The sequence below is a fragment of the Streptomyces sp. NPDC005262 genome (assembly GCF_042872425.1).
Classification (GTDB): domain Bacteria; phylum Actinomycetota; class Actinomycetes; order Streptomycetales; family Streptomycetaceae; genus Streptomyces.
In genome coordinates this window covers 203357-229497 of record NZ_JBIAKK010000011.1, presented here as the reverse complement: position 1 = coordinate 229497, position 26141 = coordinate 203357, and the positions used below count along the sequence as shown (strand labels likewise).

18 protein-coding genes are annotated in these 26141 nt (G+C 68.8%); 13 read left to right on the top strand and 5 right to left on the bottom strand.

Annotated elements, in window-relative coordinates:
- Positions 1-32 precede the first annotated feature (32 nt).
- The 3 genes from ACFYP5_RS25875 (at position 33) to hflX (ending at position 5417) form a co-directional block, all read left to right on the top strand.
- Positions 33-2198, top strand: a complete 2166-nt coding sequence (locus ACFYP5_RS25875; protein ID WP_389040334.1) for a RelA/SpoT family protein — start codon at positions 33-35, stop codon at positions 2196-2198.
- Positions 2199-2300: 102 nt separating this feature from the next.
- Positions 2301-3752, top strand: a complete 1452-nt coding sequence (locus ACFYP5_RS25870) for a M1 family metallopeptidase (RefSeq protein WP_389040332.1) — start codon at positions 2301-2303, stop codon at positions 3750-3752.
- 144 nt (positions 3753-3896) lie between these two features.
- Positions 3897-5417 (top strand): GTPase HflX, encoded by a 1521-nt coding sequence (gene hflX / locus ACFYP5_RS25865; protein WP_389040329.1) that lies wholly within the window; start codon positions 3897-3899, stop codon positions 5415-5417.
- A 76-nt stretch (positions 5418-5493) separates the two neighbouring features.
- Here hflX and ACFYP5_RS25860 read toward each other — a convergent pair whose 3' ends face one another.
- The gene (locus ACFYP5_RS25860) at positions 5494-6666 is read right to left on the bottom strand and encodes a trypsin-like serine peptidase (protein WP_389040327.1); all 1173 of its coding nucleotides are present in this window, start codon (positions 6664-6666) and stop codon (positions 5494-5496) included.
- 260 nt (positions 6667-6926) lie between these two features.
- On the bottom strand, positions 6927-8150 hold the full coding sequence (locus ACFYP5_RS25855) for a trypsin-like serine peptidase (protein WP_389040324.1): 1224 nt from the start codon (positions 8148-8150) through the stop codon (positions 6927-6929).
- 354 nt (positions 8151-8504) lie between these two features.
- Between ACFYP5_RS25855 and ACFYP5_RS25850 the strand changes: the two genes are divergently transcribed.
- The 5 genes from ACFYP5_RS25850 to ACFYP5_RS25830 are packed head-to-tail and all read left to right on the top strand — an operon-like array spanning position 8505 to position 16678.
- Entirely contained in the window at positions 8505-9896 is a 1392-nt protein-coding gene (locus ACFYP5_RS25850; protein WP_389040322.1) for a diaminobutyrate--2-oxoglutarate transaminase family protein, read from the top strand.
- Between the two features lie 29 nt (positions 9897-9925).
- Positions 9926-11809: an IucA/IucC family protein gene (locus tag ACFYP5_RS25845; protein ID WP_389040320.1), complete on the top strand. Its 1884-nt coding sequence runs from the start codon at positions 9926-9928 to the stop codon at positions 11807-11809.
- 43 nt (positions 11810-11852) lie between these two features.
- Positions 11853-12737 carry a GNAT family N-acetyltransferase gene (locus ACFYP5_RS25840; RefSeq protein ID WP_389040317.1) on the top strand — a complete coding sequence of 295 codons (885 nt, stop codon included), beginning with the start codon at positions 11853-11855 and terminating at the stop codon, positions 12735-12737.
- Positions 12738-12797: 60 nt separating this feature from the next.
- Complete coding sequence (locus ACFYP5_RS25835; RefSeq protein ID WP_389040314.1) at positions 12798-14657, top strand: IucA/IucC family protein; 1860 nt, start codon at positions 12798-12800, stop codon at positions 14655-14657.
- A gap of 50 nt (positions 14658-14707) precedes the next feature.
- Positions 14708-16678 (top strand): ATP-dependent DNA helicase, encoded by a 1971-nt coding sequence (locus tag ACFYP5_RS25830; RefSeq protein WP_389040312.1) that lies wholly within the window; start codon positions 14708-14710, stop codon positions 16676-16678.
- A gap of 136 nt (positions 16679-16814) precedes the next feature.
- Here ACFYP5_RS25830 and lexA read toward each other — a convergent pair whose 3' ends face one another.
- Positions 16815-17609 carry a transcriptional repressor LexA gene (lexA, locus tag ACFYP5_RS25825; RefSeq protein WP_389040309.1) on the bottom strand — a complete coding sequence of 265 codons (795 nt, stop codon included), beginning with the start codon at positions 17607-17609 and terminating at the stop codon, positions 16815-16817.
- 544 nt (positions 17610-18153) lie between these two features.
- On the opposite strand from lexA, the gene nrdR reads away from it, so the two are divergent.
- Both nrdR and ACFYP5_RS25815 read left to right on the top strand, forming a co-directional pair.
- Positions 18154-18663 carry a transcriptional regulator NrdR gene (gene nrdR / locus ACFYP5_RS25820; protein ID WP_389040306.1) on the top strand — a complete coding sequence of 170 codons (510 nt, stop codon included), beginning with the start codon at positions 18154-18156 and terminating at the stop codon, positions 18661-18663.
- Between the two features lie 160 nt (positions 18664-18823).
- The gene (locus ACFYP5_RS25815; protein WP_389040303.1) at positions 18824-21727 is read left to right on the top strand and encodes a vitamin B12-dependent ribonucleotide reductase; all 2904 of its coding nucleotides are present in this window, start codon (positions 18824-18826) and stop codon (positions 21725-21727) included.
- A gap of 189 nt (positions 21728-21916) precedes the next feature.
- Here the strand turns inward: ACFYP5_RS25815 and ACFYP5_RS25810 are convergent, their stop codons facing one another.
- Together ACFYP5_RS25810 and ACFYP5_RS25805 are read right to left on the bottom strand one after the other, a co-directional pair.
- Positions 21917-22453, bottom strand: coding sequence for a TerD family protein (locus ACFYP5_RS25810; RefSeq protein ID WP_389040300.1), 537 nt, complete (start codon positions 22451-22453; stop codon positions 21917-21919).
- A 128-nt stretch (positions 22454-22581) separates the two neighbouring features.
- Positions 22582-23562, bottom strand: coding sequence for a DUF1152 domain-containing protein (locus ACFYP5_RS25805; protein WP_389040297.1), 981 nt, complete (start codon positions 23560-23562; stop codon positions 22582-22584).
- Positions 23563-23642: 80 nt separating this feature from the next.
- Between ACFYP5_RS25805 and ACFYP5_RS25800 the strand changes: the two genes are divergently transcribed.
- From ACFYP5_RS25800 to ACFYP5_RS25790, 3 genes are all read left to right on the top strand, one after another.
- Entirely contained in the window at positions 23643-24248 is a 606-nt protein-coding gene (locus ACFYP5_RS25800; RefSeq protein WP_389040294.1) for a YdbC family protein, read from the top strand.
- 144 nt (positions 24249-24392) lie between these two features.
- Positions 24393-25052: a histidine phosphatase family protein gene (locus ACFYP5_RS25795; RefSeq protein ID WP_389040292.1), complete on the top strand. Its 660-nt coding sequence runs from the start codon at positions 24393-24395 to the stop codon at positions 25050-25052.
- A 12-nt stretch (positions 25053-25064) separates the two neighbouring features.
- Positions 25065-25976 (top strand): ADP-ribosylglycohydrolase family protein, encoded by a 912-nt coding sequence (locus ACFYP5_RS25790; RefSeq protein WP_327127131.1) that lies wholly within the window; start codon positions 25065-25067, stop codon positions 25974-25976.
- The last annotated feature ends 165 nt before the right edge of the window (positions 25977-26141 follow it).

The window sequence follows — 26141 nt, the reverse complement described above, 5'->3', positions numbered from 1 at the left end:
ACCGCCGGTCGACGTTTGCCGGAGGTGCCCCCATGAGCGCAGAGGCCACCGACCCAGGTGCTCCCATCCGCAGACGAGGCCGTGCCCGGATCGATCTCCGCAGACTCGGCCGGGTCGCCCTGCTCGGACCCGTCTCCCGCGACCGGCTGCCCGATGCGATCGGCCATGTCGCCGAGGCCCACCGGGCCCATCATCCGGACGCCGACCTGACCGTCCTGCACAAGGCCTACGTCCTGGCAGAGTCCTCCCACCGGGGGCAGATGCGCAAGAGCGGTGAGCCGTACATCACGCACCCGCTCGCGGTCACGCTGATCCTCGCCGAACTCGGCGCCGAGACGACTACGCTCACCGCGTCCCTCCTCCATGACACCGTCGAGGACACCGAGGTAACCCTTGAGCAGGTGCGGGAGCAGTTCGGCGAAGAGGTCTGCTACCTCGTCGACGGCGTCACCAAACTCGAAAAGGTCGACTACGGCGCGGCGGCCGAGCCCGAGACATTCCGCAAGATGCTCGTCGCCACCGGGGACGACGTCCGGGTGATGTCGATCAAGCTCGCCGACCGGTTGCACAACATGCGCACCCTGGGGGTGATGCGCCCCGAGAAGCAGGCGAGGATTGCGAGGGTCACCCGCGACGTGCTGATCCCGCTCGCCGAACGGCTCGGGGTGCAGGCGCTCAAGACCGAGCTGGAGGACCTTGTCTTCGCGATCCTCCACCCCGAGGAGTACGAACACACCCGGGCACTGATCGCCGCGGCGTCACCGGGGGCGGCCGCCTCGGGGGAAGCGGGCGCCACCGCCCCCGACGGCCCTCTCGCCACCATCGCCGAGAACGTCAGAGCCGTGCTGCGGGACGCCGGAATTCCCGCCGAGGTCCTGATCAGGCCCCGCCATTACGTCTCCGTGCACCGCGTCCGGATCAAACGCGGCGAACTGCGTGGCACCGACTTCGGCCGCCTGCTGGTGCTTGTCGGCGAGGACGCCGACTGCTACGGCGTCCTCGGCGAACTCCACACCTGTTTCACCCCGGTGATCTCCGAGTTCAAGGACTTCATCGCGGCCCCCAAGTTCAACCTGTACCAGTCGCTGCACACCGCTGTCGTCGGCCCGGGCGGCGCGGTCGCCGAAGTCCTCATCCGTACGCATCGGATGCACAAGGTCGCCGAAGCGGGCGTCATCGCGCTCGGCAACCCCTACACCGCGGACGGCACCTCCGCGCCGCAGACGGCCGAACCCGCGGACGGCGAGCGCGCCGACCCGACCCGGCCCGGCTGGCTCTCCCGGCTCCTCGCATGGCAGCAGTCCGCCCCCGACCCGGACACCTTCTGGACCACGCTCCGCGCCGACCTCGCCGAGGACCGCGAGATCACGGTCTTCCGCACCGACGGCGGCACCCTCGGCCTCCCCGCCGGGGCCAGTTGCGTCGATGCCGCCTATGCTCAGTACGGCGACGAGGCACACAGGTGCATCGGAGCCAGGGTCAACGGCCGGCTCGCCAGGCTCTCCACCGTGCTCAGCGACGGAGACACCGTGCAGCTGCTGCTGGCCGAGGACGCGACGTCGGGTCCCTCACCCGACTGGCTGGACCATGCCCGTACGCCCGCCGCACGCATCGCGATCACCGGCTGGCTCGGCGCCCACCCGCAGGCCCCCCAAGGTTCCTACGGCAGCCGGCCCACGGGCCGCAGGCCCGACCCGCAGCCCATGGCCTCGGCACCTTCCGGAAGCGACCGGTCCGCCGACCGCGCGGCGACCGTCGTCGTGGGCCGGCCGGACGCCCCCGTACGTCTGGCGGGCTGCTGCACACCCGTACCGCCCGACGCCGTCACCGGCTTCACCGTGCGCGGCGGCGCCGTCACCGTGCACCGGCGGCAGTGCCCCGCGGTGGCCCGGATGCAGGCCACGGGCCGGACGCCCGTCGCGGTCGGCTGGGGCGATGCGGCGGCCTGCCGGGTCACTCTCGTCGCCGAGTCCTTCGGACGTCCGCGGCTGCTCGCCGATCTCACCGAGGCCATCGCGGCAGCGGATGCCGCGATCATCGCCGCCACCGTCGAACCACCCAGCGAGCAGCGCGTCCGGCACACCTACACCCTTCAGCTCCCGGACGCCTCCGGACTACCCGCGCTGATGCGCGCGATGCGTGACGTGCCGGGGGTGTACGACGTGAGCCGTGCCCAGCACCCGGCCGCCGCCGTCTGAACCACCGCCCCGCAGCGCCCGGCCGTCGCACCGGCCCCTCGTTCGAGTGGCGCGGCGCGCGCCGCACCCGGACCCGGCGGTCGTCGCTGGTAGCCGTAGTCCATGCCGCTCATCCCCCGCCGCCTGCGGGCCGCCCTGCTGGCCGCTGCCTCCGCCACCCTCGTTGCCGCCGCCCTGCCCGCGCCTGTGCCGCTCGGCATCGGAGATTCGCTCTTCCCTCACCTCGGCAACCCGGGATACGACGTCCTCTCGTACGACATCGGGTTCACGTATCACGGCAACAACAAGCCGCTGGACGCCGTCACCACGATCGACGCGCGGACCACCGAGCCGCTCGACCGGATCAACCTCGACTTCGCCCGCGGCACCGTCCGTACCGTCGACGTCAACGGTCTGCGGGCCGACTTCGCCACCGCGGACGAGGACCTGGTCGTCGAGGCCCCCCGCAGGCTTCGGGCCGGAGTGCCGCTCCACATCACCGTCCGGCACACCAGCGACCCGAGCGGCGACCAGAACAGCGGTGGCTGGCTGCGCACCTCCGACGGCCTCGCCATGGCCAACCAGGCCGACGCCGCCCACCGGGTCTTCCCCAGCAACGACCACCCGGCCGACAAGGCGTACTTCACCTTTCGGGTCACTGCACCCAAGAAACTGACGGTGGTCGCCAACGGCCTGCCCGCAGGCAAGGCCCGGCACGGTTCCTCCACCACCTGGACGTACCGGACCGCACACCCCATGGCCACCGAGCTGGCCCAGGTCTCCATCGGGCGCTCCACCGTCCTTGAGCGGACCGGACCCCACGGACTGCCGGTCCGCGACGTGGTGCCGGCCGCCGATGCCAAGGACCTCGAACGGTGGCTGAAGAAGACGCCGGGGCAGCTGAAGTGGATGGAGCGGCAGGTCGGCCCCTACCCCTTCGAGACGTACGGACTGCTGATCGCCGACACGAAGACCGGCTTCGAGCTCGAGACCCAGACGCTCACTCTCTTCGAACGGTCCGTGTTCACGAGCGGCATCTACCCCGAGTGGTACATCGACTCGATCATGGTGCACGAGCTGGCCCACCAGTGGTTCGGCGACAGCGTCTCCCCGAAGTCCTGGTCCGATCTCTGGCTCAATGAAGGACACGCCAGCTGGTACGAGGCCCGGTATGCAGAGGAACACGCCAAGCGGCCGCTGGAACGCCGGATGCGTGACGCGTACACCAGGTCCGACAGCTGGCGCGCCGCCGGAGGCCCGCCTGCCCGCCCGGTCGCCCCGGCGCCCGGCGAGAAGATCAGCATCTTCCGGCCGGCCGTGTACGACGGCAGTGCACTGGTCCTCTACGCGCTGCGCCAGAAGATCGGTGAGCGCGCCTTCGATCAGCTGGAACGCCGTTGGGTCAGCACCCATCGCGATTCCACCGCGACCACGAAGGACTTCGTCCGGCTGGCGTCGCAGATCGCGGGGCGTGACCTGACCACGTTCTTCCACGGCTGGCTGTACGGGGCGAAGACCCCGCCGATGCCGGGGCACCCGGACTGGCGCAGCCCGCAGCCCGCCGGACGGGGGTAAACCCGGGTGACGGGCCCAGCCGGGCCATGCCACTATCGATGGGTCGCCGCGGCGGCCGGACCGGAGATTCTCCCCCGGGGGAATCATCCAGGAGGGTCACACGTTGTGACTGATGTAACGGACTTCTATCGACGTAAGGATCCAATGACCTCCTCTTCTTCCCTTCCCCAGGACGCGCAGAACGCGCAGAGTGCCACGGAGAACGTCACCGAGAGCCTCACCGAGAGCCTTCGGGCCGACGCCCTGATGGAAGAGGACGTCGCCTGGAGCCACGAGATCGACGGAGAGCGGGACGGCGAGCAGTTCGACCGTTCCGAGCGTGCTGCTCTGCGGCGCGTGGCGGGCCTCTCCACCGAGCTCGAGGACGTCACCGAGGTCGAGTACCGACAGCTGCGCCTGGAGCGCGTGGTGCTGGTCGGCGTCTGGACCTCCGGGACCGTGCAGGACGCGGAGAATTCGCTCGCGGAGCTTGCCGCGCTTGCGGAGACGGCCGGAGCCCAAGTGCTCGATGCAGTCTTCCAGCGCCGCGACAAGCCCGACCCGGCTACGTACATCGGCTCCGGCAAGGCACTGGAACTGCGTGACATCGTCCTCGAATCAGGGGCCGACACCGTCGTCTGCGACGGTGAACTCAGCCCCGGCCAGCTGATCCACCTCGAGGACGTCGTCAAGGTCAAGGTGGTCGACCGGACCGCCCTGATCCTCGACATCTTCGCCCAGCACGCCAAGTCCCGAGAGGGCAAGGCGCAGGTCTCGCTCGCACAGATGCAGTACATGCTGCCGCGACTGCGCGGTTGGGGTCAGTCGCTCTCCCGGCAGATGGGCGGTGGCGGGTCCAGCGGCGGTGGCGGCATGGCGACCCGTGGTCCCGGTGAGACCAAGATCGAGACGGACCGGCGTCGGATCCGCGAGAAGATGGCGAAGATGCGCCGGGAGATCGCGGAGATGAAGACCGGCCGCGAGATCAAGCGGCAGGAGCGCAAGCGCAACAAGGTGCCCTCGGTCGCGATCGCCGGTTACACCAACGCGGGCAAGTCCTCGCTGCTCAACCGGCTGACCGGTGCGGGCGTCCTCGTGGAGAATGCACTGTTCGCCACGCTGGACCCGACCGTCCGCCGGGCCGAGACGCCGACCGGCCGGACCTACACCCTGGCCGACACGGTTGGGTTCGTACGGCATCTGCCGCACCACCTCGTCGAGGCGTTCCGCTCCACCATGGAGGAGGTCGGCGAATCCGACCTGATCCTGCATGTGGTGGACGGCTCCCACCCGGTGCCGGAGGAGCAGCTCGCCGCGGTGCGCGAAGTGATCCGCGATGTGGGTGCGCTGGACGTGCCCGAGATCGTAGTGATCAACAAGGCTGATGCGGCCGACCCGCTGGTCCTGCAGCGCCTGCTGCGGATCGAGAAGCACGCCATCGCCGTCTCGGCGCGCACCGGTGCCGGTATGGCGGAGCTGCTCGCGCTCATCGACACCGAACTGCCGCGGCCGTCGGTCGAGATCGAGGCGCTTGTGCCTTACACCCAGGGCGGACTTGTCTCCCGGGTGCACGCCGACGGCGAAGTGATCTCCGAGGAGCACACCTCGGAGGGCACGCTGCTCAAGGCACGGGTGCATGAGCAACTGGCCGCGGACCTCGCATCGTTCGCGCTTGCGGCGCACTGACAGCGACACCGTACGGACCGAAGGCCCGCCCCCTCGCGATGAGGGAGCGGGCCTTCGGGCATGAACGGTGCTGTTACTACTGACCGGCGAACTTGTCGCTCATCATCGTGAAGATCTCCTGCGCACCCTGGCCCAGGTGGGGTCCTGCGAGCCAGCCCGAAGGCACCGGGCCGATGGAGGTGTTGGACACCAGGGCCAGCTTGCCGTCGGCGCCCTCGCTGAACCAGCCGCCGCCGGAGGAACCGCCGGTCATGGTGCAGCCGATGCGGTACATCGTCGGGGTGCTGGGGCTGATGGAGAGCCGGCCGGGACGGTCGACGCACTTGTGCATGATCAGGCCGTCGTACGGGGGAGCGGCCGGGTAGCCCCAGACGCCCATGGCGCTGATCTGTGAGATCTCGGGGGCGTCGAAGTTGACCGGGAGAGCGTTGCCCACGGTTTCCTCCAGGGACTTCGTGCCGCTCTCCGGCTTCACGTGCAGCACCGCGTAGTCGTACGGAGCACCCTCGCCGCCGGTGGGACCGCCACGGGCGATCCACTCGCCGGAGGACGTGGCCCAGTCGGCCCAGAACGCACCGTACGGGGCGATCTCCTCCGGCCGGGCGTTCTCCAGCGCGGCGGCGGACTTGCCCTTGTCGTTGTACGCGGGCACGAAGACGATGTTGCGGTACCAGCCGCCCTTCACACCGGCGTGGACACAGTGTCCGGCTGTCCACACCAGGTTGGACCTGCCCGGGTTCTTCGGGTCCTTGACGACCGTGCCCGAGCAGACCATGGAGCCCTCGGGGGAGTCGAAGAACACCTTGCCGACCGGGGCCGCGTGGTCGTGGTAGGGAAGCTCCTCCGGCCGGGCCTTGACCGGTGCGGGCTCCGGGTCGGTGACGCCTTGGTCGCCGGAGAAGTCGCCGGCCGCCATCGTCTTCGCCGGGTCCTTGGCGGACTTCATCCGCTCGGGCTTCCACAGCCCGTCGATCACCGGGTTGACGAAGTCCTTGGCCTCACGCAGCCACTTGTCCCTGTCCCAGTTCTTCCACTCGCCGTTCTTCCACTTCTCCGGGTCGACGCCGTGCTTCTTCAGCGTCTCGGCCAGGTCGGCGGGGATGCCGCCGCTGCCGTCGTTGCCACCGGCGGATTCGGCGGCGGCCGGCTTGTCGACAGCCTCGTCCCCGCTCGGGCCACAGGCTGTGGCCGACAGCGCGAGCACGGCGACGAGGCCGGTCGCGGCCAGCAGCGGACGTATGGATCGCATGGAAAAGGTTCCCCCTGAAATCTCCGAGAATCGCCATGAACGCGTCATGTGAAGAGGTGGTCGGATCGGCGACCACCGAATGTGCAGAGACACCCTATGACGCGCCGGGGCACGGTTTCTGCCACCGGGGTACCGGATGCCAGGGTCCTCCGTGGGCCGGACGACTGCCCGGTCCGCAGGGGCCTCGGGCGGACTGTCGTCGCGCCGAGGTCCCCTGGGCGACCGTCACCCACCGGTCAGCGGGCGCCAGTTCGTACGGGTCACTGCCCGGCGTACTTCCTGCTGACCGCGTCGTAGACGCCCTTCGCCTCCTTGCCGAGACGCGGTCCGGCCAGCCAACCCGCCGTCACCGGACCGATGGACGTGTTCGATACGAGGGCGGGCTTGCCGTCCTGGCCTGCCGCGACCCAACCGCCACCGGAGGCGCCGCCGGTCATGGTGCACCCGACGCGGTACATCGTCGGGTCCTCCCTCGTGAGTGAGAGCCGGCCCGGCTTGTCCTTGCACTGCAGCAGCTTCTGACCGTCGTACGGCGGCGCGGCCGGGAAGCCGGTTGCCGTCATGCTGTCGATCCTGGGCACGGCCGGAGCGTTGAAGTCGACGGGCAGCGCCGCACCGACCGTCTCCTCCAGCGACTTTCCGGTCGCCCCCTTCTCCGGGGCGACATGCAGCACCGCGAAGTCGTACGGAGCGCCCTGACCGCCGGTCGGGCCGCCGTCGGTGATCCACTGGTCGGACGTCTGCGCCCACTGGCCCCACCACACGCCGTAGGGGGCGATCTGCTCCTTGGGCGCGTTCTGCAGTTCGGCGATCGACAGACCGCTGTTGTTGTAGGACGGCACGAAGGCGATGTTGCGGTACCAGCCGCCCTTCTTGCCCGCGTGCACACAGTGCCCCGCCGTCCACACCATGTTGGACTTTCCGGGGTGCGCCGGGTCCTTCACCACGGTCGCGGAGCAGACCATGGAGCCCTCGGGGCCGTCGAAGAAGAGCTTTCCGGACTCCGCGGCGCTGTCGTGGTACGGAGTCTGCGCATTCGTGGCCTGCACCGGTGCCGGGGTCGGATCCGTCACGCCGGCGTCGCCCGAGATGTCGTTGTCGACCGGCTGCTCGGGCGCCTTGTCGGCATCCCGCATGCGCTCCGGGTCCCAGAGGTCCTCGATGATCGGGTTGACGAAGTCCTTGGCCTCACGCAGCCACTTGTCCTTGTCCCAGTTCTTCCACTCGCCGTTCCTCCACTGGTCGAGGTCGATCCCCTGCTCCTTGAGCCGGTCCTTCAGATCGTCCGGAATGGTGATCTTGTTGTCGGAGGACTGGTCGGCGGAACTGCTGGGCTCGGCGCTCGCCTTCTCCTCGCTCGGCCCGCAGGCGGTGGCGGTGAGTGCGATAACGGCCGTGGCCGCGGCCACGGCGAGGAGCGAGGAGGGCGCGCGAAGCGCGCTCCGCCCCTGACGTGCCGTGAGAGCTGGTCGAATGAGTCGCATGTGGTGATCCCCCTGGGACTTCGTAACTCAATACTTCCGTACTGCACTCGGACAGTGTGCTGAGGTGCTGCCCCAGACACTGCTCCTCACGCATCGCTGCCAACGCACCGCGAGCTCCGAGAAGTTGCCCGAAGTCCCGCCGCGGTCCCCCACTATGCCGGTGCCGGTGGGGACGGAACGCGGCAGGGCCACGGTTCCGTCTCCGCCAGGATCTTCCGATTTACCCGTGATCCCCTGCGTCCGGCGTCGTTGGTACGTACGCGGGGCTTGCGGACAGCGTTCAGCTCAGCAGTCCGTCCTTGCGGAAACGTACTGACGCGCAACGCAACTGTTACAGCGGGAGGACCAACAGCCGTGGCCGTGACCGAACCTGCACCGTTGGCACCACCCTCGGTGCACGAGGGGATCCTGCGCCGACAGTCGCTGCGCGAGTCGGCTGCGCGAACCTATGCGCGGTCACTGCCGATCGTGCCGGTACGGGCCCGCGGGCTGACCATCGAAGGCGCGGACGGACGACGCTATCTGGACTGTCTCTCCGGAGCGGGCACGCTGGCCCTCGGGCACAACCATCCGGTCGTTCTGGAAGCGATCAAGAAAGTCATCGACTCGGGTGCGCCCCTGCACGTCCTCGACCTGGCAACCCCGGTCAAGGACGCCTTCACCACGGAGCTGTTCGCCACACTCCCGCCGCAGTTCGCCGAGAACGCCCGGATCCAGTTCTGCGGGCCGGCCGGCACGGACGCGGTCGAGGCGGCCTTCAAACTGGTGCGTGCCGCGACCGGGCGCAGCGGGCTTCTGGCCTTCACCGGCGCCTATCACGGGATGACGGCTGGAGCCCTCGCGGCCTCGGGCGGCGCCGAGGACGTCCGGGTCACCCGGCTTCCCTTTCCGCAGGACTACCGCTGCCCCTTCGGTATCGGAGGCGAACGGGGGGCCGAGGTTGCCGCGCGGTGGACCGAGAGTCTCCTGGACGACCCCAAGGGCGGAGCGCCGGCGCCCGCCGGAATGATCCTCGAACCGGTACAGGGCGAGGGCGGCGTGAACCCCGCCCCCGACGGCTGGATGCGCCGGATGCGCGAGATCACCGCGGCCCGGTCCATCCCTTTGATCGCCGACGAGGTGCAGACCGGCGTCGGCCGGACCGGCGCCTTCTGGGCGGTCCAGCACAGCGGGATCGTCCCCGACGTGATGGTGCTGTCCAAGGCCATCGGTGGCTCCCTCCCACTCGCTGTGGTCGTCTACCGCTCCGAACTCGACACCTGGCAGCCAGGCGCCCACGCAGGCACCTTCCGCGGCAACCAACTGGCGATGGCCGCCGGTACGGCCACCCTCGCCTACGTTCGCGAGAACCGGCTCGCCGAGCGCGCCGCGACGCTGGGCGCCCGCATGCTCGCCCGTCTCCAGGCACTGGCGATCGACCACCCGTGCATCGGAGACGTCCGCGGACGGGGCCTGATGATCGGTGTGGAGCTCGTCGACCCCGAGGCAGACATGCCCACCGGGGGTACCGGCGGCGGGCCCGAGGCTCCGCCTGACCCGGTCCTCGCCTCCGTGGTGCAGCAGGAATGCCTGCGACGCGGTCTCATCGTCGAACTCGGCGGACGCCACTCCGCCGTCGTACGCCTGCTCCCTCCCTTGACGCTCTCCGACGAACAGGCAACCGCGGTCCTCGACCGCCTCGCCGATGCCCTGGCAGCAGCGCAGCGTTCGCCGCACCGCCGAACCATGACCGGGTCGGCTCGCTGACCCCGGACACCCTCACAAGGAAGACCGCCGTGAACCCCACCCCCGCGCCCGAGGCCGACGGCCAGCAGCGAGGACAGGCCGGGCTCGTCGGCCGACTCGCAGTCGAGCAGACGATCGTGCCGCGCCAGAAGGCCGCACCTCGCGGCGGCCGGCGCACCTCACAGGTACCGGTACCACCGACCGGCACAGGAACGGTCGATCTGCTCGACCACCCGGACCCGCTCATGGCCGCAGACACGGCAGGTGTCGAGAACCTGCTGCGCTGCTGGGTCCGGGAGAACGACCTGCCCCGACCGGACCGGGACACCCTTCGGATCCCGTTGCCCGCCAGCGGGACGGCTCTGCTCGTCCCCGTTCTCTACTGGTCTGTCACGGGATGGCACCGCTTCGGCCGGCCTGCCCTCGAGAAGGCACCCGACGGCGCGCCGACCACCGATGCCGTCACGGTCGCGGCCCTCCTGGGCCGCGAGGCGGACCGGAACGAGGGCGCCGACATGGTGGCCAGAGTCGCCGACTCGGTACGTCGCACGGCCGGATTCATCGCCGAGCAGCGTCGTACACCCACGGCTCCCGCCGACGCCGACCTCTTCCTCACCGCTGAGCAGTCACTTCTGCTCGGACACCCCCTGCACCCCAGCCCCAAGAGTCGCGAAGGCCTCTCCGAGGCCGAATCCCGCCTCTACTCACCCGAGTTGCACGGCTCCTTCCCGTTGCACTGGATGGCTGTCGACCGCTCCGTGCTGGCCACCGAGTCCTCCTGGACGGAAGGAGGTCGCCCCGTACCGGCCGAGGACCTGGTCGCCCAGCACGCGGAGGGACTGCATCTGCCTCCGAACACCGCACCGATTCCGCTCCACCCCTGGCAGGCCCGCGAACTGAGTCACCGGCCCGAAGTGGCAGCGCTGCTCGATTCGAAGCTCCTCCACGACCTGGGACCGTACGGCAAGCGCTGGTACCCCACCTCCTCCGTCCGCACCGTCCACCAGCCCGGCGCCGACGTCATGCTCAAGCTCTCCCTCGGCGTACGCATCACCAACTCCCGTCGTGAGAACCTCCGCAAGGAACTCCACCGAGGGGTGGAGGTCCACCGGCTGCTCCGCAGCGGACTCGCCACGCAGTGGCACGCCGTCCACCCCGGCTTCGACATCGTCCGCGACCCCGCATGGCTCGCCGTCGACGCCCCGGACGGCGAACCCGTCTCCGGTCTCGATGTCATGCTGCGCCACAACCCGTTCCACCCGCTCGACGATGCGGTGTGCATCGCCGGCCTCACGGCCCCGCGGCCGTGGCCCGACCGGCCAGGCGTGCACTCCCGCCTCGCCGATGTCGTCGTCCGCCTCGCCGCGGCCACCGGCAGAAGCAAGGGGGCCGTCGCTGCCGAGTGGTTCCTGCGCTACCTCGACCGCGTCGTACGCCCCGTGCTCTGGCTCGACGCCACAGCAGGCGTAGCCCTCGAAGCCCACCAGCAGAACACACTGGTGCTGCTCGACGCCGACGGCTGGCCCGTCGGCGGCCGTTATCGGGACAACCAGGGCTACTACTTCCGCGAGTCCCATCGCGCAGCCCTCGAGCACAGGCTCCCGGGCATCGGAGCCGTCAGCGACACCTTCGTCTCCGACTCGGTCACCGATGAGCGCTTCGCCTACTACCTCGGCATCAACAACCTATTCGGTCTCATCGGAGCCTTCGGCTCCCAGCGCCTCGCCGATGAGCAGGTGCTGATCGCCGCGCTCCGCCGCTTCCTCGGTGGAGTCACCGGCCTCGGCACCCCGCTACCCGCGCAACTGCTGGAGAAGCCGAACCTACGGTGCAAGGCCAACCTGCTGACCCGGTTGCACGGCCTCGATGAACTCGTCGGCCCGGTCGACACCCAGTCCGTCTACGTCACCATCGCCAACCCCCTCTTCGCCTGAAGGAACATGACCCCGCTGAACTGCTGAGAGGAGAGGCATCACCGTGCCTCCCGCCGATGAGCACACCGGCGCCGGAACCGGCCCTGCCTCCCAAGCCGGTACGGGCGCCGAGGACACCCTGGACCTGCAACTCCCCGACGAATTCCTCGCCCTGTTCGGGGAAGACAAACCGGCAACGGCAACGCCGGCGCCGATCATCGCTTCGCCTGTCGACGGACCCCTGTCCCTGAAGGAGTCCCTGGACCGGAGCGGATCCACGGCGACCGAGGGGGAGGACGTGAGCACAGGCACGGTCACGGACGCGCACCGGAACCAAAGCCCTGGCACGCGCGGTGTCACGAGCAGGCTGGAGTCTTCCGACCTGCTCGACAACCCGGCCGAGTGGGGACCGATCACGACGCCGGCCGGAGTGTTTCAACTGGTCCCCGTACGGCTGGAACGCGATCTCGCGGTGGTCAGCCGCTGGATGAACGATCCCGCAGTCGCCGCGTTCTGGGAACTGGACGGTGAGGAAGCCGTCACTGCCGCCCATCTGCGCCCTCAACTCGACGGCGACGGACGCAACGTCCCCTGCCTCGGCGTGCTGTCCGGCGTTCCCATGAGCTACTGGGAGCTCTACCGCGCGGACCTCGACCCGCTGGCGCGTCACTACCCTGCCCGACCGAATGACACCGGAGTCCACCTCCTCATCGGGGGGGTGAGCAACCGCGGGCGCGGCATCGGCACCACCCTTCTCCGGGCCGTCTCCGACCTCGTACTCGACAACCGTCCGCAGTGCGCACGCGTCGTGGCGGAACCCGACCTGCGCAACACCCCCTCCGTCTCGGCTTTTCTGAGCGCCGGCTTCCGGTTCTCTGCTGAAGTCGAACTCCCCGACAAGCAAGCCGCTCTGATGATCCGCGACCGAGCCCACCGAGCCCAGCTGTGATCGACCTGCTGCATTACATACACCGCTCGAACCCCATCGGTTCCGTCCCGAGGAGTCCCCGTGCCGCCATATCCTGCGAACCATGAGTCAGTGGAGTCGCCCGAGCTGCTCAGCACTCCAGAGCTGAACCGGACGGTCTGGGACCGGGTCGCCACCCGGCTCCTCGCGAAAATGCTCGGCGAGTTCGCGTACGAGGAAGTCATCGAGCCGGCTCTGCAGTCCGGCGACAGCGACACATACACCCTCGCGCTGGACGACGGCGCAATGCTGAGCTTCCGAGCCGGACGAGGCGTCTACGGCAGCTGGCACGTCGCCGCCGACTCGATGCGCGCAAGCGATCGGAACGCTCCTGCCGGGACCGGCAAGGACGGCAACACCCGGACCGTCCCCTTCCGTGATCCGCTGCAGTTCCTCACCCGCGCACGGCGCCTGCTCCGCCTCGACGGAGCCACCCTCGGCCACCTCATCCGAGAGATCACCACCACACTCGCCGCCGATGCCCGGCTGGACCACACCGCCTTCACCGCCGCCCGACTCGCCGAGCTCGACTATGCGGAGCTCGAAGGACATCAGACCGGCCACCCCTGGCTCGTCGCCAACAAGGGACGCCTCGGGTTCTCCGCCGCCGATGCCTCCCGCTTCACCCCGGAAGCCCGCGGACCGGTCAAGCTGCCGTGGATCGCTGTCAGTACCCGGATCGGCGGCTACCGGGGGGTGACCGGCCTCGCCACTCCCGAGCAGCTCTACGCACAGGAACTGGACGCCTCGGTACGCGCATCCTTCGCCGCCGAGCTCCGCGCCCGCGATCTCGACCCCGGCGCCTACCTCTTTCTTCCCGTGCACCCCTGGCAGTGGGACGAATGGATCGTTCCGCTGTTCGCACCGGCCATCGCCGCCGGCGACATCGTCCCCCTGCACGCCGACGACGACCTCCGGCTGCCGCAGCAGTCCGTCCGTACGTTCACCAATCTGGGACGCCCCGACCGGCACACCGTCAAACTGCCTCTGTCGATCCTCAACACGCTGGTCTGGCGGGGCCTCCCGACCGAGCGCACGCTCGCGGCCCCCGCTGTCACCGCCTGGGTCCAGAGCCTGCGCGACCGAGACCCGTTTCTGCGCGACACCTGCCGCGTCATTCTGCTCGGCGAGGTGGCCTCCGTGACCGTCGAGCATCCGCTCTACGACCACCTTCCTGAGGCGCCGTACCAGTTCAAGGAGATCCTCGGCGCGATCTGGCGCGAGCCGCTCCATCCCCGGCTCATGCCCGGCGAGCGCGCCCGTACACTCGCCTCGCTGCTCCACACGGATCCCCGGGGCCGCGCATTCACCGCCGAGCTCGTGACCCGCTCGGGTCTGACCCCCACCGCATGGCTGACCCGGCTCTTCGCAGCGCTGCTCCCGCCCCTGCTGCACTTCCTCTACCAGTACGGAACGGTCTTCTCCCCGCACGGCGAGAACGCCATCGTCGTCTTCGACGACCAGGACGTGCCCGTGCGGCTGGCGATCAAGGACTTCGTCGACGATGTGAACATCAGCGCCCAGCCGCTGCCGGAGCACGCGACGATGCCGGAAGACGTGCGCGGCATCCTGCTCACCGAGGAGCCCGGCTTCCTCACCCAGTTCATCCACTCGGGGCTCTTCGTCGGCGTCTTCCGCTTCCTGTCCCGCCTCTGCGAGGAGCAGCTGGAGGTCCCGGAGGCCGAATTCTGGTCACTTGTGCGCGCCGAAATCCTGCGACACCACGCCCGCTTTCCCGAGCTGAAGGAGAGGTTCGAGATGTTCGACATGCTGACGCCACGCATCGAGCGCCTCTGCCTGAACCGCAACCGCTTGTATCGGGACGGTTACCGCGACCGGTCCGAGCGCCCGCACGCTGCGGTTCACGGCACCGTTCCGAACCCGCTCCACCCCTCCGCATGAGTCCGGGATTGACCGCCGGTGTCAGTGGTGCCCCGTAGGCTGGTCACGCTATGACAAAGCCATCCCTCCCCGAGCTCCTGCACGCCGCCGTGACCGCCGTCGGCGGTACCGAGCGGCCTGGCCAGGCCGCCATGGCCGAGGCAGTCGCCGAGGCCGTCGACGACAATTCCCATCTGCTCGTCCAGGCCGGCACAGGCACGGGCAAGTCGCTCGGCTACCTGGTGCCCGCACTGGCACACGGGGAGCGGGTCGTGGTCGCCACGGCGACCCTGGCTCTGCAGCGCCAGCTCGTGGAGCGCGATCTCCCGCGTACCGTCGACGCACTGCACCCCCTGCTGCGCCGCCGACCCCAGTTCGCGATGCTCAAGGGGCGCTCGAACTATCTCTGTCTGCACCGGCTTCACGAAGGCGTGCCGCAGGAAGAGGAAGAAGGGCTCTTCGACCAGTTCGAAGCGGCGGCTCCGTCGAGCAAGCTCGGCCAGGATCTGCTGCGGTTGCGGGACTGGTCGGACGAGACCGAGAGCGGCGACCGCGACGACCTCACCCCGGGCGTTTCCGACCGGGCCTGGGCGCAGGTCTCCGTCTCCTCCCGGGAATGTCTGGGTGCCAGCAAGTGCGCGTACGGTGCGGAGTGCTTCGCGGAGATGGCTCGCGAGCGCGCCAAGCTCGCCGATGTCGTCGTCACGAATCACGCTCTGCTCGCCATCGACGCGATCGAGGGTGCTCCGGTGCTCCCGCAGCACGAGGTGCTGATCGTCGACGAGGCCCATGAGCTGGTCTCCAGGGTCACCGGAGTGGCCACCGGAGAGCTCACCCCCGGCCAGGTGAACAGGGCGGTGCGCCGCGCGGCGAAGCTGGTCAACGAGAAGGCTGCCGACGCACTGCAGACCGCGTCGGAGGGGTTCGAGCGGGTGATGGAGCTGGCGCTCCCCGGCCGCCTGGAAGAAGTCCCCGAGGACCTCGGCTACGCGCTGATGGCGCTCCGGGACGCCGCTCGTACGGTGATCTCGGCGCTGGGCTCCACCCGGGACAAGTCCGTCCAGGACGAGGACGCCGTCCGTAAGCAGGCCCTGGCGTCGGTGGAGACGATCCACGGTGTCGCCGAGCGGATCACCCAGGGGTCGGAGTACGACGTCGTCTGGTACGAGCGCCACGACCGCTTCGGCGCCTCCGTCCGCGTCGCCCCGCTCTCCGTTTCCGGCCTGCTGCGCGAGAAGCTCTTCGCCGACCGCTCGGTCGTGCTCACCTCGGCCACACTCAAGCTCGGCGGGGACTTCAACGGGGTGGGGGCTTCCCTCGGACTGGCCCCCGAGGGCACCGCGGGCGACGACATCCCGCAGTGGAAGGGCCTCGACGTCGGATCGCCCTTCGACTACCCACGGCAGGGCATCCTGTACGTCGCCAGGCACCTGGCCACGCCCGGCCGGGAGAGTTCCCGTACCGACATGCTGGACGAGCTGTCCGAACTGGTGGAGGCCGCCGGCGGGCGCACCCTCGGGCTCTTCTCCTCCATGCGGGCGGCGCAGGCCGCCGCCGAGGAGCTGCGTGGCCGGCTCGACAAGCCGATTCTGCTGCAGGGCGAGGAGACACTCGGGGAGCTGATCAAGAACTTCGCCGCCGATCCCGAGACCTGCCTGTTCGGCACGCTGTCGCTCTGGCAGGGCGTCGATGTCCCCGGGGCCAGCTGCCAGCTGGTGATCATGGACCGGATCCCGTTCCCCCGCCCTGACGACCCGCTGATGAGCGCGCGGCAGAAGGCGGTCGAGGAGGCGGGCGGCAACGGGTTCATGGCTGTCGCGGCGACCCATGCCGCGCTGCTGATGGCCCAGGGCGCGGGCCGTCTCGTGCGGGCCACGGGAGACAAGGGAGTGGTCGCGGTGCTCGACCCGAGGCTGGCCAACGCCCGGTACGGGAGCTATCTCCGGGCTTCGCTGCCCGACTTCTGGTATACGACGGACCGCAACCAGGCACGTCGCTCACTCGCGGCGATCGACGCCGCCGCCAGGGCCGACGAGCAGTGATCCCGGACGAGCCCAAGGCCCCTGTTCGTCCTTGGTGACCCCCACTGCCACGGGAAGCGTTCCGACGGCCCGGACGTACAAGCGGGCCCCGGGATCGGCGCAGTGGATCCCGGGGCCCGGTCGGAACCGGCGAGCTTCACACCCGCCGCAGCACCGCCACGACCTTGCCGAGGATGGTCGCCTCGTCGCCAGGGATCGGCTGGTACGCGGAGTTGTGCGGGAGCAGCCAGACATGGCCGTCCTCCCGCTTGAAGCGCTTGACCGTCGCTTCGCCGTCCAGCATGGCGGCCACGATGTCGCCGTTCTCCGCGACGGGCTGACGGCGCACGGTGACCCAGTCGCCGTCACAGATCGCCGCCTCGATCATCGAGTCACCGACGACCTTCAGGACGAACAGCTCGCCGTCCCCGACCAGCTGGCGGGGGAGCGGAAAGACGTCCTCGACCGACTCCTCGGCGAGGATCGGTCCGCCGGCTGCGATCCGGCCGACCAGCGGTACGTACGAAGCGGCGGGCTTGCCGGTCGTGTCGGTCGGCTGCGTGCTGGGCTGGTCCGAACCGCGGACCTCGTACGCACGGGGGCGGTGAGGGTCGCGGCGGAGAAAGCCCTTGCGTTCCAGGGCCATCAGCTGATGGGCGACGGAGGACGTGCTGGACAGCCCCACCGCCTGGCCGATCTCGCGCATCGAGGGTGGGTATCCCCGGCGCTGCACCGAGTCGCGGATGACCTCGATCACTCGCCGCTGCCGGTCCGTGAGCCCCGAGCTGTCCGCTCGGATTCCTGGAGGTCGGCCGGGGAGCGAGCGCGCTGGGCGCGCCGGTTCCGGCCCCTCCGTGTTCCTGACTGAGTCATTCATGGCAAGCACCGGCTCGAGTCGGCTCTGGGAGCGGTCCTGGGCAGTGATGGTGGCACTGTCTGCGGTGGTGGTCACGTCGGCCCCTCTCGAATGTTCTCCCTAGCTGGACAACGGTAGTAGCTTTCGAAAGGTTGCGCCAAACACACGTTCGAGTGAAAAACGAATAAAAGTCTGTGCCGTGTCCATTGCTGGGTGTATGAGCGAAGCGCGGGTCGGACTCCCACTCGGCGCGGGCGGGCTCGACGCGTGCCATGCACGACCGGCAACTCGGCTCACCACGCTAGCGTTCGCGGCCTCGCCGCCGCCAGGCGGGGGTGGTCTCCCGGCCGCCGTACCGGTCCGGCGTCGGGCGCCCCGGGACCCGGGCGGTCGAGCGTGTCCCGTAACCTCGTAGTCGGTCGGACGCCGCCTGCGGGCCGCCCGGGACGCGCGACACGCGCTAGGGCCAAATGCGCGACCAAACCCAAGATCTAGTGGTTGGATTGTTCCAGCCACCCAGAAGTTGTGGTCCCTGGTCGATCGAGACCGCGACCATCGCCTATGCTTATGGCTGCTTCGAGGGCCCCTGACGGGACCTGAAGAGGCCATTCAGTCGTGCTGTGAAGGAGGGTTGGGAGCCATGCACTGCCCCTTCTGCAGGCACCCCGACAGCCGGGTCGTCGACAGTCGCACCACCGATGACGGCACGTCGATCCGCCGTCGCCGTCAGTGCCCCGACTGCTCCCGCCGTTTCACGACGGTGGAGACCTGCTCGCTGATGGTGGTGAAGCGCAGCGGAGTCACCGAACCCTTCAGTCGTACCAAGGTCATTTCCGGCGTGCGCAAGGCATGCCAGGGGCGACCCGTCACCGAGGACGCCCTCGCCAAACTCGGCCAGCGGGTCGAGGAGGCGGTGCGCGCCACCGGAAGTGCCGAGCTGACCACCCACGACGTGGGTCTGGCCATACTCGGCCCCCTGCAGGAACTCGACCTCGTCGCATACCTGCGCTTCGCGTCCGTGTACCGGGCGTTCGACACACTCGAAGACTTCGAGGCCGCCATCGTGGAACTTCGCGAGCGGCGGCCTCCCGTGGAGGGATGCGGGACCGGCGAGACCCTGGAGGTCCCCGTTCCCGCCGTCGCCGACTGAGCGACACCTGCTGATCGACACAGGCGTATCGGTCGGCGGCAGGGCGGCTACATAGATCTGCTCCGGGTGCTGTGCGCGGCGTCCGAAGCATCAGACACAGATTGTGCCCCGGGAAGTTCTGGGCACTGCAGGGCGTTTTTGCCCACATATGGGAGGCGGCATGACAGAGACGGCGAGCGGCCCGGCACGAGGTTCCCGAGCCAAGGGATCCAAGTCGACTGCGACCAAGCAGGGCCTGCGTATCGAGCGCATCCACACCACCCCCGGCGTGCATCCGTACGACGAGGTGGCGTGGGAGCGCCGTGACGTCGTCATGACCAACTGGCGCGACGGCTCGATCAACTTCGAGCAGCGTGGCGTCGAGTTCCCCGACTTCTGGTCGGTGAACGCGGTCAACATCGTCACCAGCAAGTACTTCCGCGGAGCTGTCGGCACGCCGCAGCGCGAGACCGGTCTGCGACAGCTGATCGACCGGATCGTGAAGACGTACCGGAAGGCGGGCGAGGACTACAACTACTTCGCCTCTCCGGCCGACTCGGAGATCTTCGAGCACGAGCTGGCGTACGCCCTCCTGCACCAGATCTTCAGCTTCAACTCGCCGGTCTGGTTCAACGTCGGCACGCCCCAGCCGCAGCAGGTCTCCGCCTGCTTCATCCTGGCCGTCGACGACTCCATGGAGTCGATCCTCGACTGGTACAAGGAAGAGGGCATGATCTTCAAGGGCGGCTCCGGCGCCGGCCTGAACCTCTCCCGTATCCGCTCCTCCAAGGAGCTGCTGTCCTCCGGTGGCAACGCCTCCGGTCCTGTCTCCTTCATGCGCGGCGCCGATGCGTCCGCCGGAACGATCAAGTCCGGTGGCGCCACCCGTCGCGCGGCCAAGATGGTCATTCTCGACGTCGACCACCCCGACATCGAGAACTTCATCGAGACCAAGGTCAAGGAGGAGGAGAAGATCCGCGCCCTGCGCGACGCGGGCTTCGACATGGACCTGGGCGGCGACGACATCACGTCCGTCCAGTACCAGAACGCCAACAACTCCGTCCGTGTGAACGACGAGTTCATGAAGGCCGTGGAGTCCGGCGGCAAGTTCGGGCTGCGCGCCCGGATGACCGGTGACGTCATCGAAGAGGTCGAGGCCAAGTCCCTCTTCCGCAAGATGGCCGAGGCCGCCTGGGCCTGCGCCGACCCCGGCATCCAGTACGACGACACCATCAACCAGTGGCACACCTGCCCCGAGTCCGGCCGGATCAACGGCTCGAACCCGTGCAGCGAGTACATGCACCTGGACAACACGTCGTGCAACCTGGCCTCGCTGAACCTGATGAAGTTCCTCAAGGACGACGGCAAGGGCAACCAGTCCTTCGAGTCCGAGCGCTTCGCCAAGGTCGTCGAGCTGGTCATCACCGCGATGGACATCTCCATCTGCTTCGCCGACTTCCCGACCCAGAAGATCGGCGAGAACACCCGCGCCTTCCGTCAGCTCGGCATCGGTTACGCCAACCTCGGCGCCCTGCTGATGGCGACCGGCCACGCGTACGACAGCGAGGGCGGCCGTGCCCTCGCCGGTGCCATCACGTCGCTGATGACCGGCACCTCGTACAAGCGCTCCGCCGAGCTCGCGGCGGTCGTAGGCCCGTACGACGGCTACGCCCGCAACGCCGAGCCGCACCAGCGCGTCATGAAGCAGCACGCCGACGCCAATGCCGCGGCCGTCCACATGGACGACCTGGACAATCCGATCTGGGCCGCCGCCACGGAGGCCTGGCAGGACGTCATCCGCCTCGGCGCGAAGAACGGTTTCCGCAACGCGCAGGCCTCGGTCATCGCGCCCACCGGCACCATCGGTCTCGCGATGTCCTGCGACACCACCGGCCTCGAGCCCGACCTCGCCCTGGTCAAGTTCAAGAAGCTGGTCGGCGGCGGCTCGATGCAGATCGTGAACGGCACCGTCCCGCAGGCCCTGCGCCGCCTGGGTTACCAGGAGGAGCAGATCGAGGCGATCGTCGCCCACATCGCCGAGCACGGCAATGTGATTGACGCCCCCGGTCTGAAGACCGAGCACTACGAGGTCTTCGACTGCGCGATGGGCGAGCGTTCCATCTCCGCGATGGGCCACGTGCGCATGATGGCGGCCATCCAGCCGTGGATCTCCGGTGCACTCTCCAAGACGGTGAACCTGCCGGAGACGGCCACGGTCGAGGACGTCGAAGAGGTCTACTTCGAGGCGTGGAAGATGGGCGTCAAGGCGCTCGCCATCTACCGCGACAACTGCAAGGTCGGCCAGCCCCTCTCCGCCAAGACCAAGGAGAAGGAGAAGGCCGAGGTCACCGCCAAGGCGGAAGACACCATCCGTGCCGCGGTCGAGAAGGTCGTCGAGTACCGCCCGGTCCGCAAGCGTCTCCCCAAGGGCCGCCCCGGCATCACCACCTCGTTCACGGTGGGCGGCGCCGAGGGGTACATGACCGCCAACTCCTACCCGGACGACGGTCTCGGTGAGGTCTTCCTGAAGATGTCCAAGCAGGGCTCCACCCTCGCGGGCATGATGGACGCCTTCTCCATCGCCGTCTCGGTCGGTCTGCAGTACGGCGTCCCGCTGGAGACGTACGTCTCGAAGTTCACCAACATGCGCTTCGAGCCGGCCGGCATGACGGACGACCCGGACGTGCGGATGGCGCAGTCGATCGTCGACTACATCTTCCGCCGTCTGGCGCTGGACTTCCTGCCCTTCGAGACCCGCTCGGCGCTCGGCATCCACTCGGCCGAGGAGCGTCAGCGTCACCTCGACACCGGTTCGTACGAGCCGTCCCTCGAGGACGACGAGCTGGACGTCGAGGGCCTGGCCCAGTCCGCCCCGATCCGGACGGAGCCGCTGAAGGCGGTCGCTCCTCCGAAGGAGACGGAGATGCCCGCCCCGAGGACGGCGCACACCTCGGCGGAGCTCGTCGAGATGCAGTTGGGCATCAGCGCGGACGCGCCGCTCTGCTTCTCCTGCGGCACGAAGATGCAGCGCGCCGGATCCTGCTACATCTGCGAGGGCTGCGGCTCGACCAGCGGTTGCAGCTGATTTTCGGGACCTGCTGGGCATGAACTAGCTGGTCAGGGCGGTGGAGTTGATATCGGGCTCCACCGCCCTCGGCGTTCCTTGACCCAGCGGTGGTGCCCGATGCCTCGGATCGCACGGAATGGGGCTCGGCTCTGTGCGTGCTGCGGTGCTCGACGAGTCGGCTCGCGACAGGAGCGGCGGGCCGAGGTGTCACGTTCCGGGCGTGCGGCTTCCCATCGTCGCGGCGAACGAACCGGGGTCGCCGTCGAAGCCCCGGATCGTTCCGCGGAACTCCCAGCCACCCGAGCCGCCCCGGACGAACTCGGCCACCGTTGCCGCGGTGGCGCCGCCGACCGAGGAGAAGTCGTCCTCCGCCAGATTCGTGTAGCCCTCACGAATCTGCACGCCGGTGCTTGCTATGTCGTCGAAAGTCCTTCGGCCGTCCCGTTGCTGAATGGCGACCCCGACGACGACGCGGGCGTACGCGTCCGACAGCCGGTTCAGCTCCAGAGTCATCACCTCGTCGAAGCCGAGCCCCTGGCCGGTCCTGCTGTCGCGGTTCAGCATGATTGTGCCGTCCGGCGAACGGCTGTCGAAGTGCACGAGATACGAGGGGCTTCCGTACGGCTCGTCCGCGGGGTAGGTCGCGGCGATGATGTCGAGGTCATGGGCGGGGGCACCCGGAGGACTTGGGTCCCACTTGAGCCTGACTTCGACCTTCGCGAGGTCCTTGTTGGGCGTGCTCATCGGACTTCCCTCCTTGCCGCTGGGCCGTCGGACCGGTCGTACCACCCGATCATGTCCGTAACTGTCCGTGGAGCCAACCGGCTTGGTATCGGGCGGTGGAATCGGGCCAATATCGATTCCTGTGCAGTTCAGTGCGGGATACGGCGCGGCGGACGCTGCCTGACCTCCTCGCGGAAGAGCTCGATCGCGCTGCTGACCTGGCGCATCAGGTGGGTGTGCTCGATGCGGTCGAGGTACAGACAGTTGCGGGCCAGCCCCTCCAGTTCGAAGACGAAGCAGAGCGACATCAAGGGGTTGATGAACAGCTCGCTGCCCCGTGTGCGCGAGGTGAACTGGACGTCCCCGAAGGCTCCCTGCACCGCCGCGGCGATTGATCCGTTGACGATGCTCGGGTGGTCGGGGGTGTGCTTCTGGGCATGGGCGACCGCGTCGACGAAGAGAGCGCCCTCGCGGGTCGCACGGGAGATGGAGAAGGCACCCAGACATGCGCCATCGCGTTCCAGGGCCGCGATGTTCTCCAGGACGAGTCCGTGACTCACCCCGTGATAGGAGTCGATTCCGAAGCCGATGGAGACAACGAGGCGCTCCGGTAGGTCGATTCCGGCCAGCGCCGCGACACTGGTGAGGTCCTCCTCCGGGGTGCCGAGCCCGGATTCGTCGCCACGCATCAGGATGTCCGTACCGCCGTCGACCAGGACGACCGCGTCGATGTCGTACCGCTCGATCAACGCCCGGTAGGCGGCCCGCAGCGGCTGCACTCCCACCCGGGCGAAGGCGTGCACGGTGCTCGGGTAGTGGTGCAGTTCGAGCCACTGGGCGAGCGTGCGTTCCGGGAAGTACGGCTGGTGGAGGGATGTTTCGGGGGTGATCACCGCGACATCGGGCGCGAGCCAGGCATCGACGGGGAGGCCTTCGAGAGAACTGAACGAGAGATTGGCGAGCTGGACGTCCTTGCCCTGATGCAGCAGGGAGAGCGCCACCGGAAGCCCGGCGTAGATGTCGAAGCCGCCGCCCGCCCCGGCGACGAGGACTCGTTCCGCGGAGTCGAGGCGGGCGAACAGGGTGTTGGCGGACAGAGAGTTGGCGGGCGGGGTCGTCATGGAGATCATTCTGCGATTCACGGCGCCTGGTTCGGACGTACTCCGTCAGAGCGTGACCCGCGCCACGTCCGGCGCCGTACGATGGCTCGGTGCTGGTCAAGTGGATTCGCTGCACTGTGATGGATCGTCGCGGTTTCGAGCGGGGGCAGCGAAGGTGGTCGGGACTGCTCGGTGAGCCGGGGTTCAGGGGACAGGCTGGTGGCTGGAGCCGAGGGCGACCCGAGGTAGCCCATGTGTTCGCGTTCTGGGAGAACCGGGTCTTCTACGACTCGTTCATGGCGCGTGCGCACGACCGGCTGGCTGCCGCACAGTCCGGAACGTACAGCGACATCCAGGTCAAACTGTTCGACTACCGCTTCGATGTGAAGACCGGCTTCGAGCCGCGCTTCACCGATGCGGATGTGGTCAGAGTGGCGCACAGCAGGGTGCACGAGGACCGGGTGGAACACTTCGCCCTGATGCAGGAGAGGGTGTGGAACCCGGCGATGGCCGGCTCTCCCGGCATGCTGCGTGGGGTGTTCGGCGAGGCGCCGGGGCACGAGTTCCTGGTGCTGTCGATGTGGCAGTCGAGCGCCGAGCGCGGCAAGTACCGGCCGGGGAGTGTCGAAAGGCTCTCGCAGCGAGCAGGGACCGAGGGCGATGTGGCGGCGCTGGCGGGGGACGTCGTGCAGCTCGACCCGTCCTGGACGGTGTGATCCTCGGGTACCTCGGGCCGGCCCCTGAACGGCGGGTCCCGGGCGGGCGTGCCGGACGTCCTGGGCCCTGCTCCGCCGGCAACATGCATGGGACGGATTCCGGACAACTGCTCGAATGGACCGGAATCGATCTAGGGTCTTTACATGGCACGACCGCAACGCATTGTCCTCGTCCGGCACGGCGAGTCCGAGGGCAATGCCGATGACACGGTGTACGAACGTGAGCCCGACCATGCATTGAGGCTCACCGCGACGGGGTTGCGGCAGGCCAGGGAGACGGGGGCACGGCTGCGCGACCTCTTCGGCAGGGAGCGGGTCAGCGTGTACGTCTCGCCCTACCGCCGCACGCACGAGACCTTCAGGTCCCTCGGGCTCGACCTCGAGCGCGTGCGGGTGCGCGAGGAGCCACGGCTGCGCGAACAGGACTGGGGGAACTGGCAGGACCGGGACGACGTGAGACTGCAGAAGGCCTACCGGGACGCGTACGGACACTTCTTCTACCGGTTCGCGCAGGGGGAGTCCGGCGCCGATGTGTACGACCGGGTCGGGGCCTTTCTGGAAAGCCTGTACCGGAGCTTCGAGGACCCTGACCATCCGCCCAACGTTCTGCTGGTCACTCATGGCTTGACGATGCGATTGTTCTGCATGCGGTGGTTCCACTGGTCGGTGGCCGAGTTCGAGTCACTGTCCAACCCGCGCAACGGAGAGACACGCATGCTGATGCTCGGCGAGGACGGGCGGTACACGCTTGACCGGCCATTCGAGCGGTGGCGTACTCCTGAGCCCTACGGGATCACCGGATAGAGTGGAGAGGCGATGACCGTTGACTCCGCTTCCGCCCAACGCTTCGAACGCGCCCTGGCCAGCCTGCGGGGGCTGTCCGTGGGGGACGCTCTGGGCTCCCAGTTCTTTGTGCCCGCCAACTATCCACTGCTGAAGCAGTGCGCACTGCCGCTCGGCCCCTGGCAATGGACCGACGACACGGAGATGGCCTGCTCCGTCCTGGCCGTGCTCGCCGGGCACAACCGCATCGACCAGGATGCGCTGGCCCACTCGTTCGCCGATCACCACGACTTCGACCGGGGATACGGCCCTGCTGTGAACCGGCTGCTGCGGTTGGTCCGGGAGGGCAGCGACTGGCGTGAGCTGGCGTCCGCGCTCTTCCAGGGCCAGGGCTCCTGGGGCAATGGTTCGGCCATGCGTATCGCACCCCTCGGCGCGTGGTACGCGGACGACCCGGAGCAGGCCACGCACCAGGCCGAGATCTCCTCGTACACCACGCATCAGCACCGCGAGGCCGTCGTGGGGGCGATGGCTGTCGCGGCGGCCGCCTCGCTCGCCGCCGCGCCCGGCGGGCCGCCGACGCCGACCGATCTCCTCGACGGGGTCATCGCCCTCGTGCCGCGCAGTGCGGTGGGCGCCGGGCTGCGGCGGGCGCGCGACATGCTCGACTACAGCGATGCCGGAACCGTCGCGGCGGTCCTCGGCAACGGCCGTCGTACAAGTGCACATGACACAGTGCCGTTCGCCCTCTGGTCGGCGGCACGGAGCCTCGGCGACTTCGAGCAGGCCTTCTGGGTGACCGCTCAGGCCGGTGGCGATGTCGACACGACCTGCGCAATCGTCGGCGGGGTCATCGCGGCAAGCAAGGCCGGGGCTCCGCCGGCCGCCTGGTCGGCACAGACGGAAGAGCTGCCGGGCTGGCTTCCCCGGCCTGGTCGCAGCTGACACGTCTCGACTGTCACGGTACTGCCACATCCCTGCCGCGCACGTCTGCGAGCGGTACCAGGGGGCTACCCTTTCGGCCACGCCGCCGTCAATGATCATCATGACGGTCGTGCGCCGAATGAGAGCCGAGGTGCTCGCGCTGCTCGGCAGCTGTGTGAGCGGAAC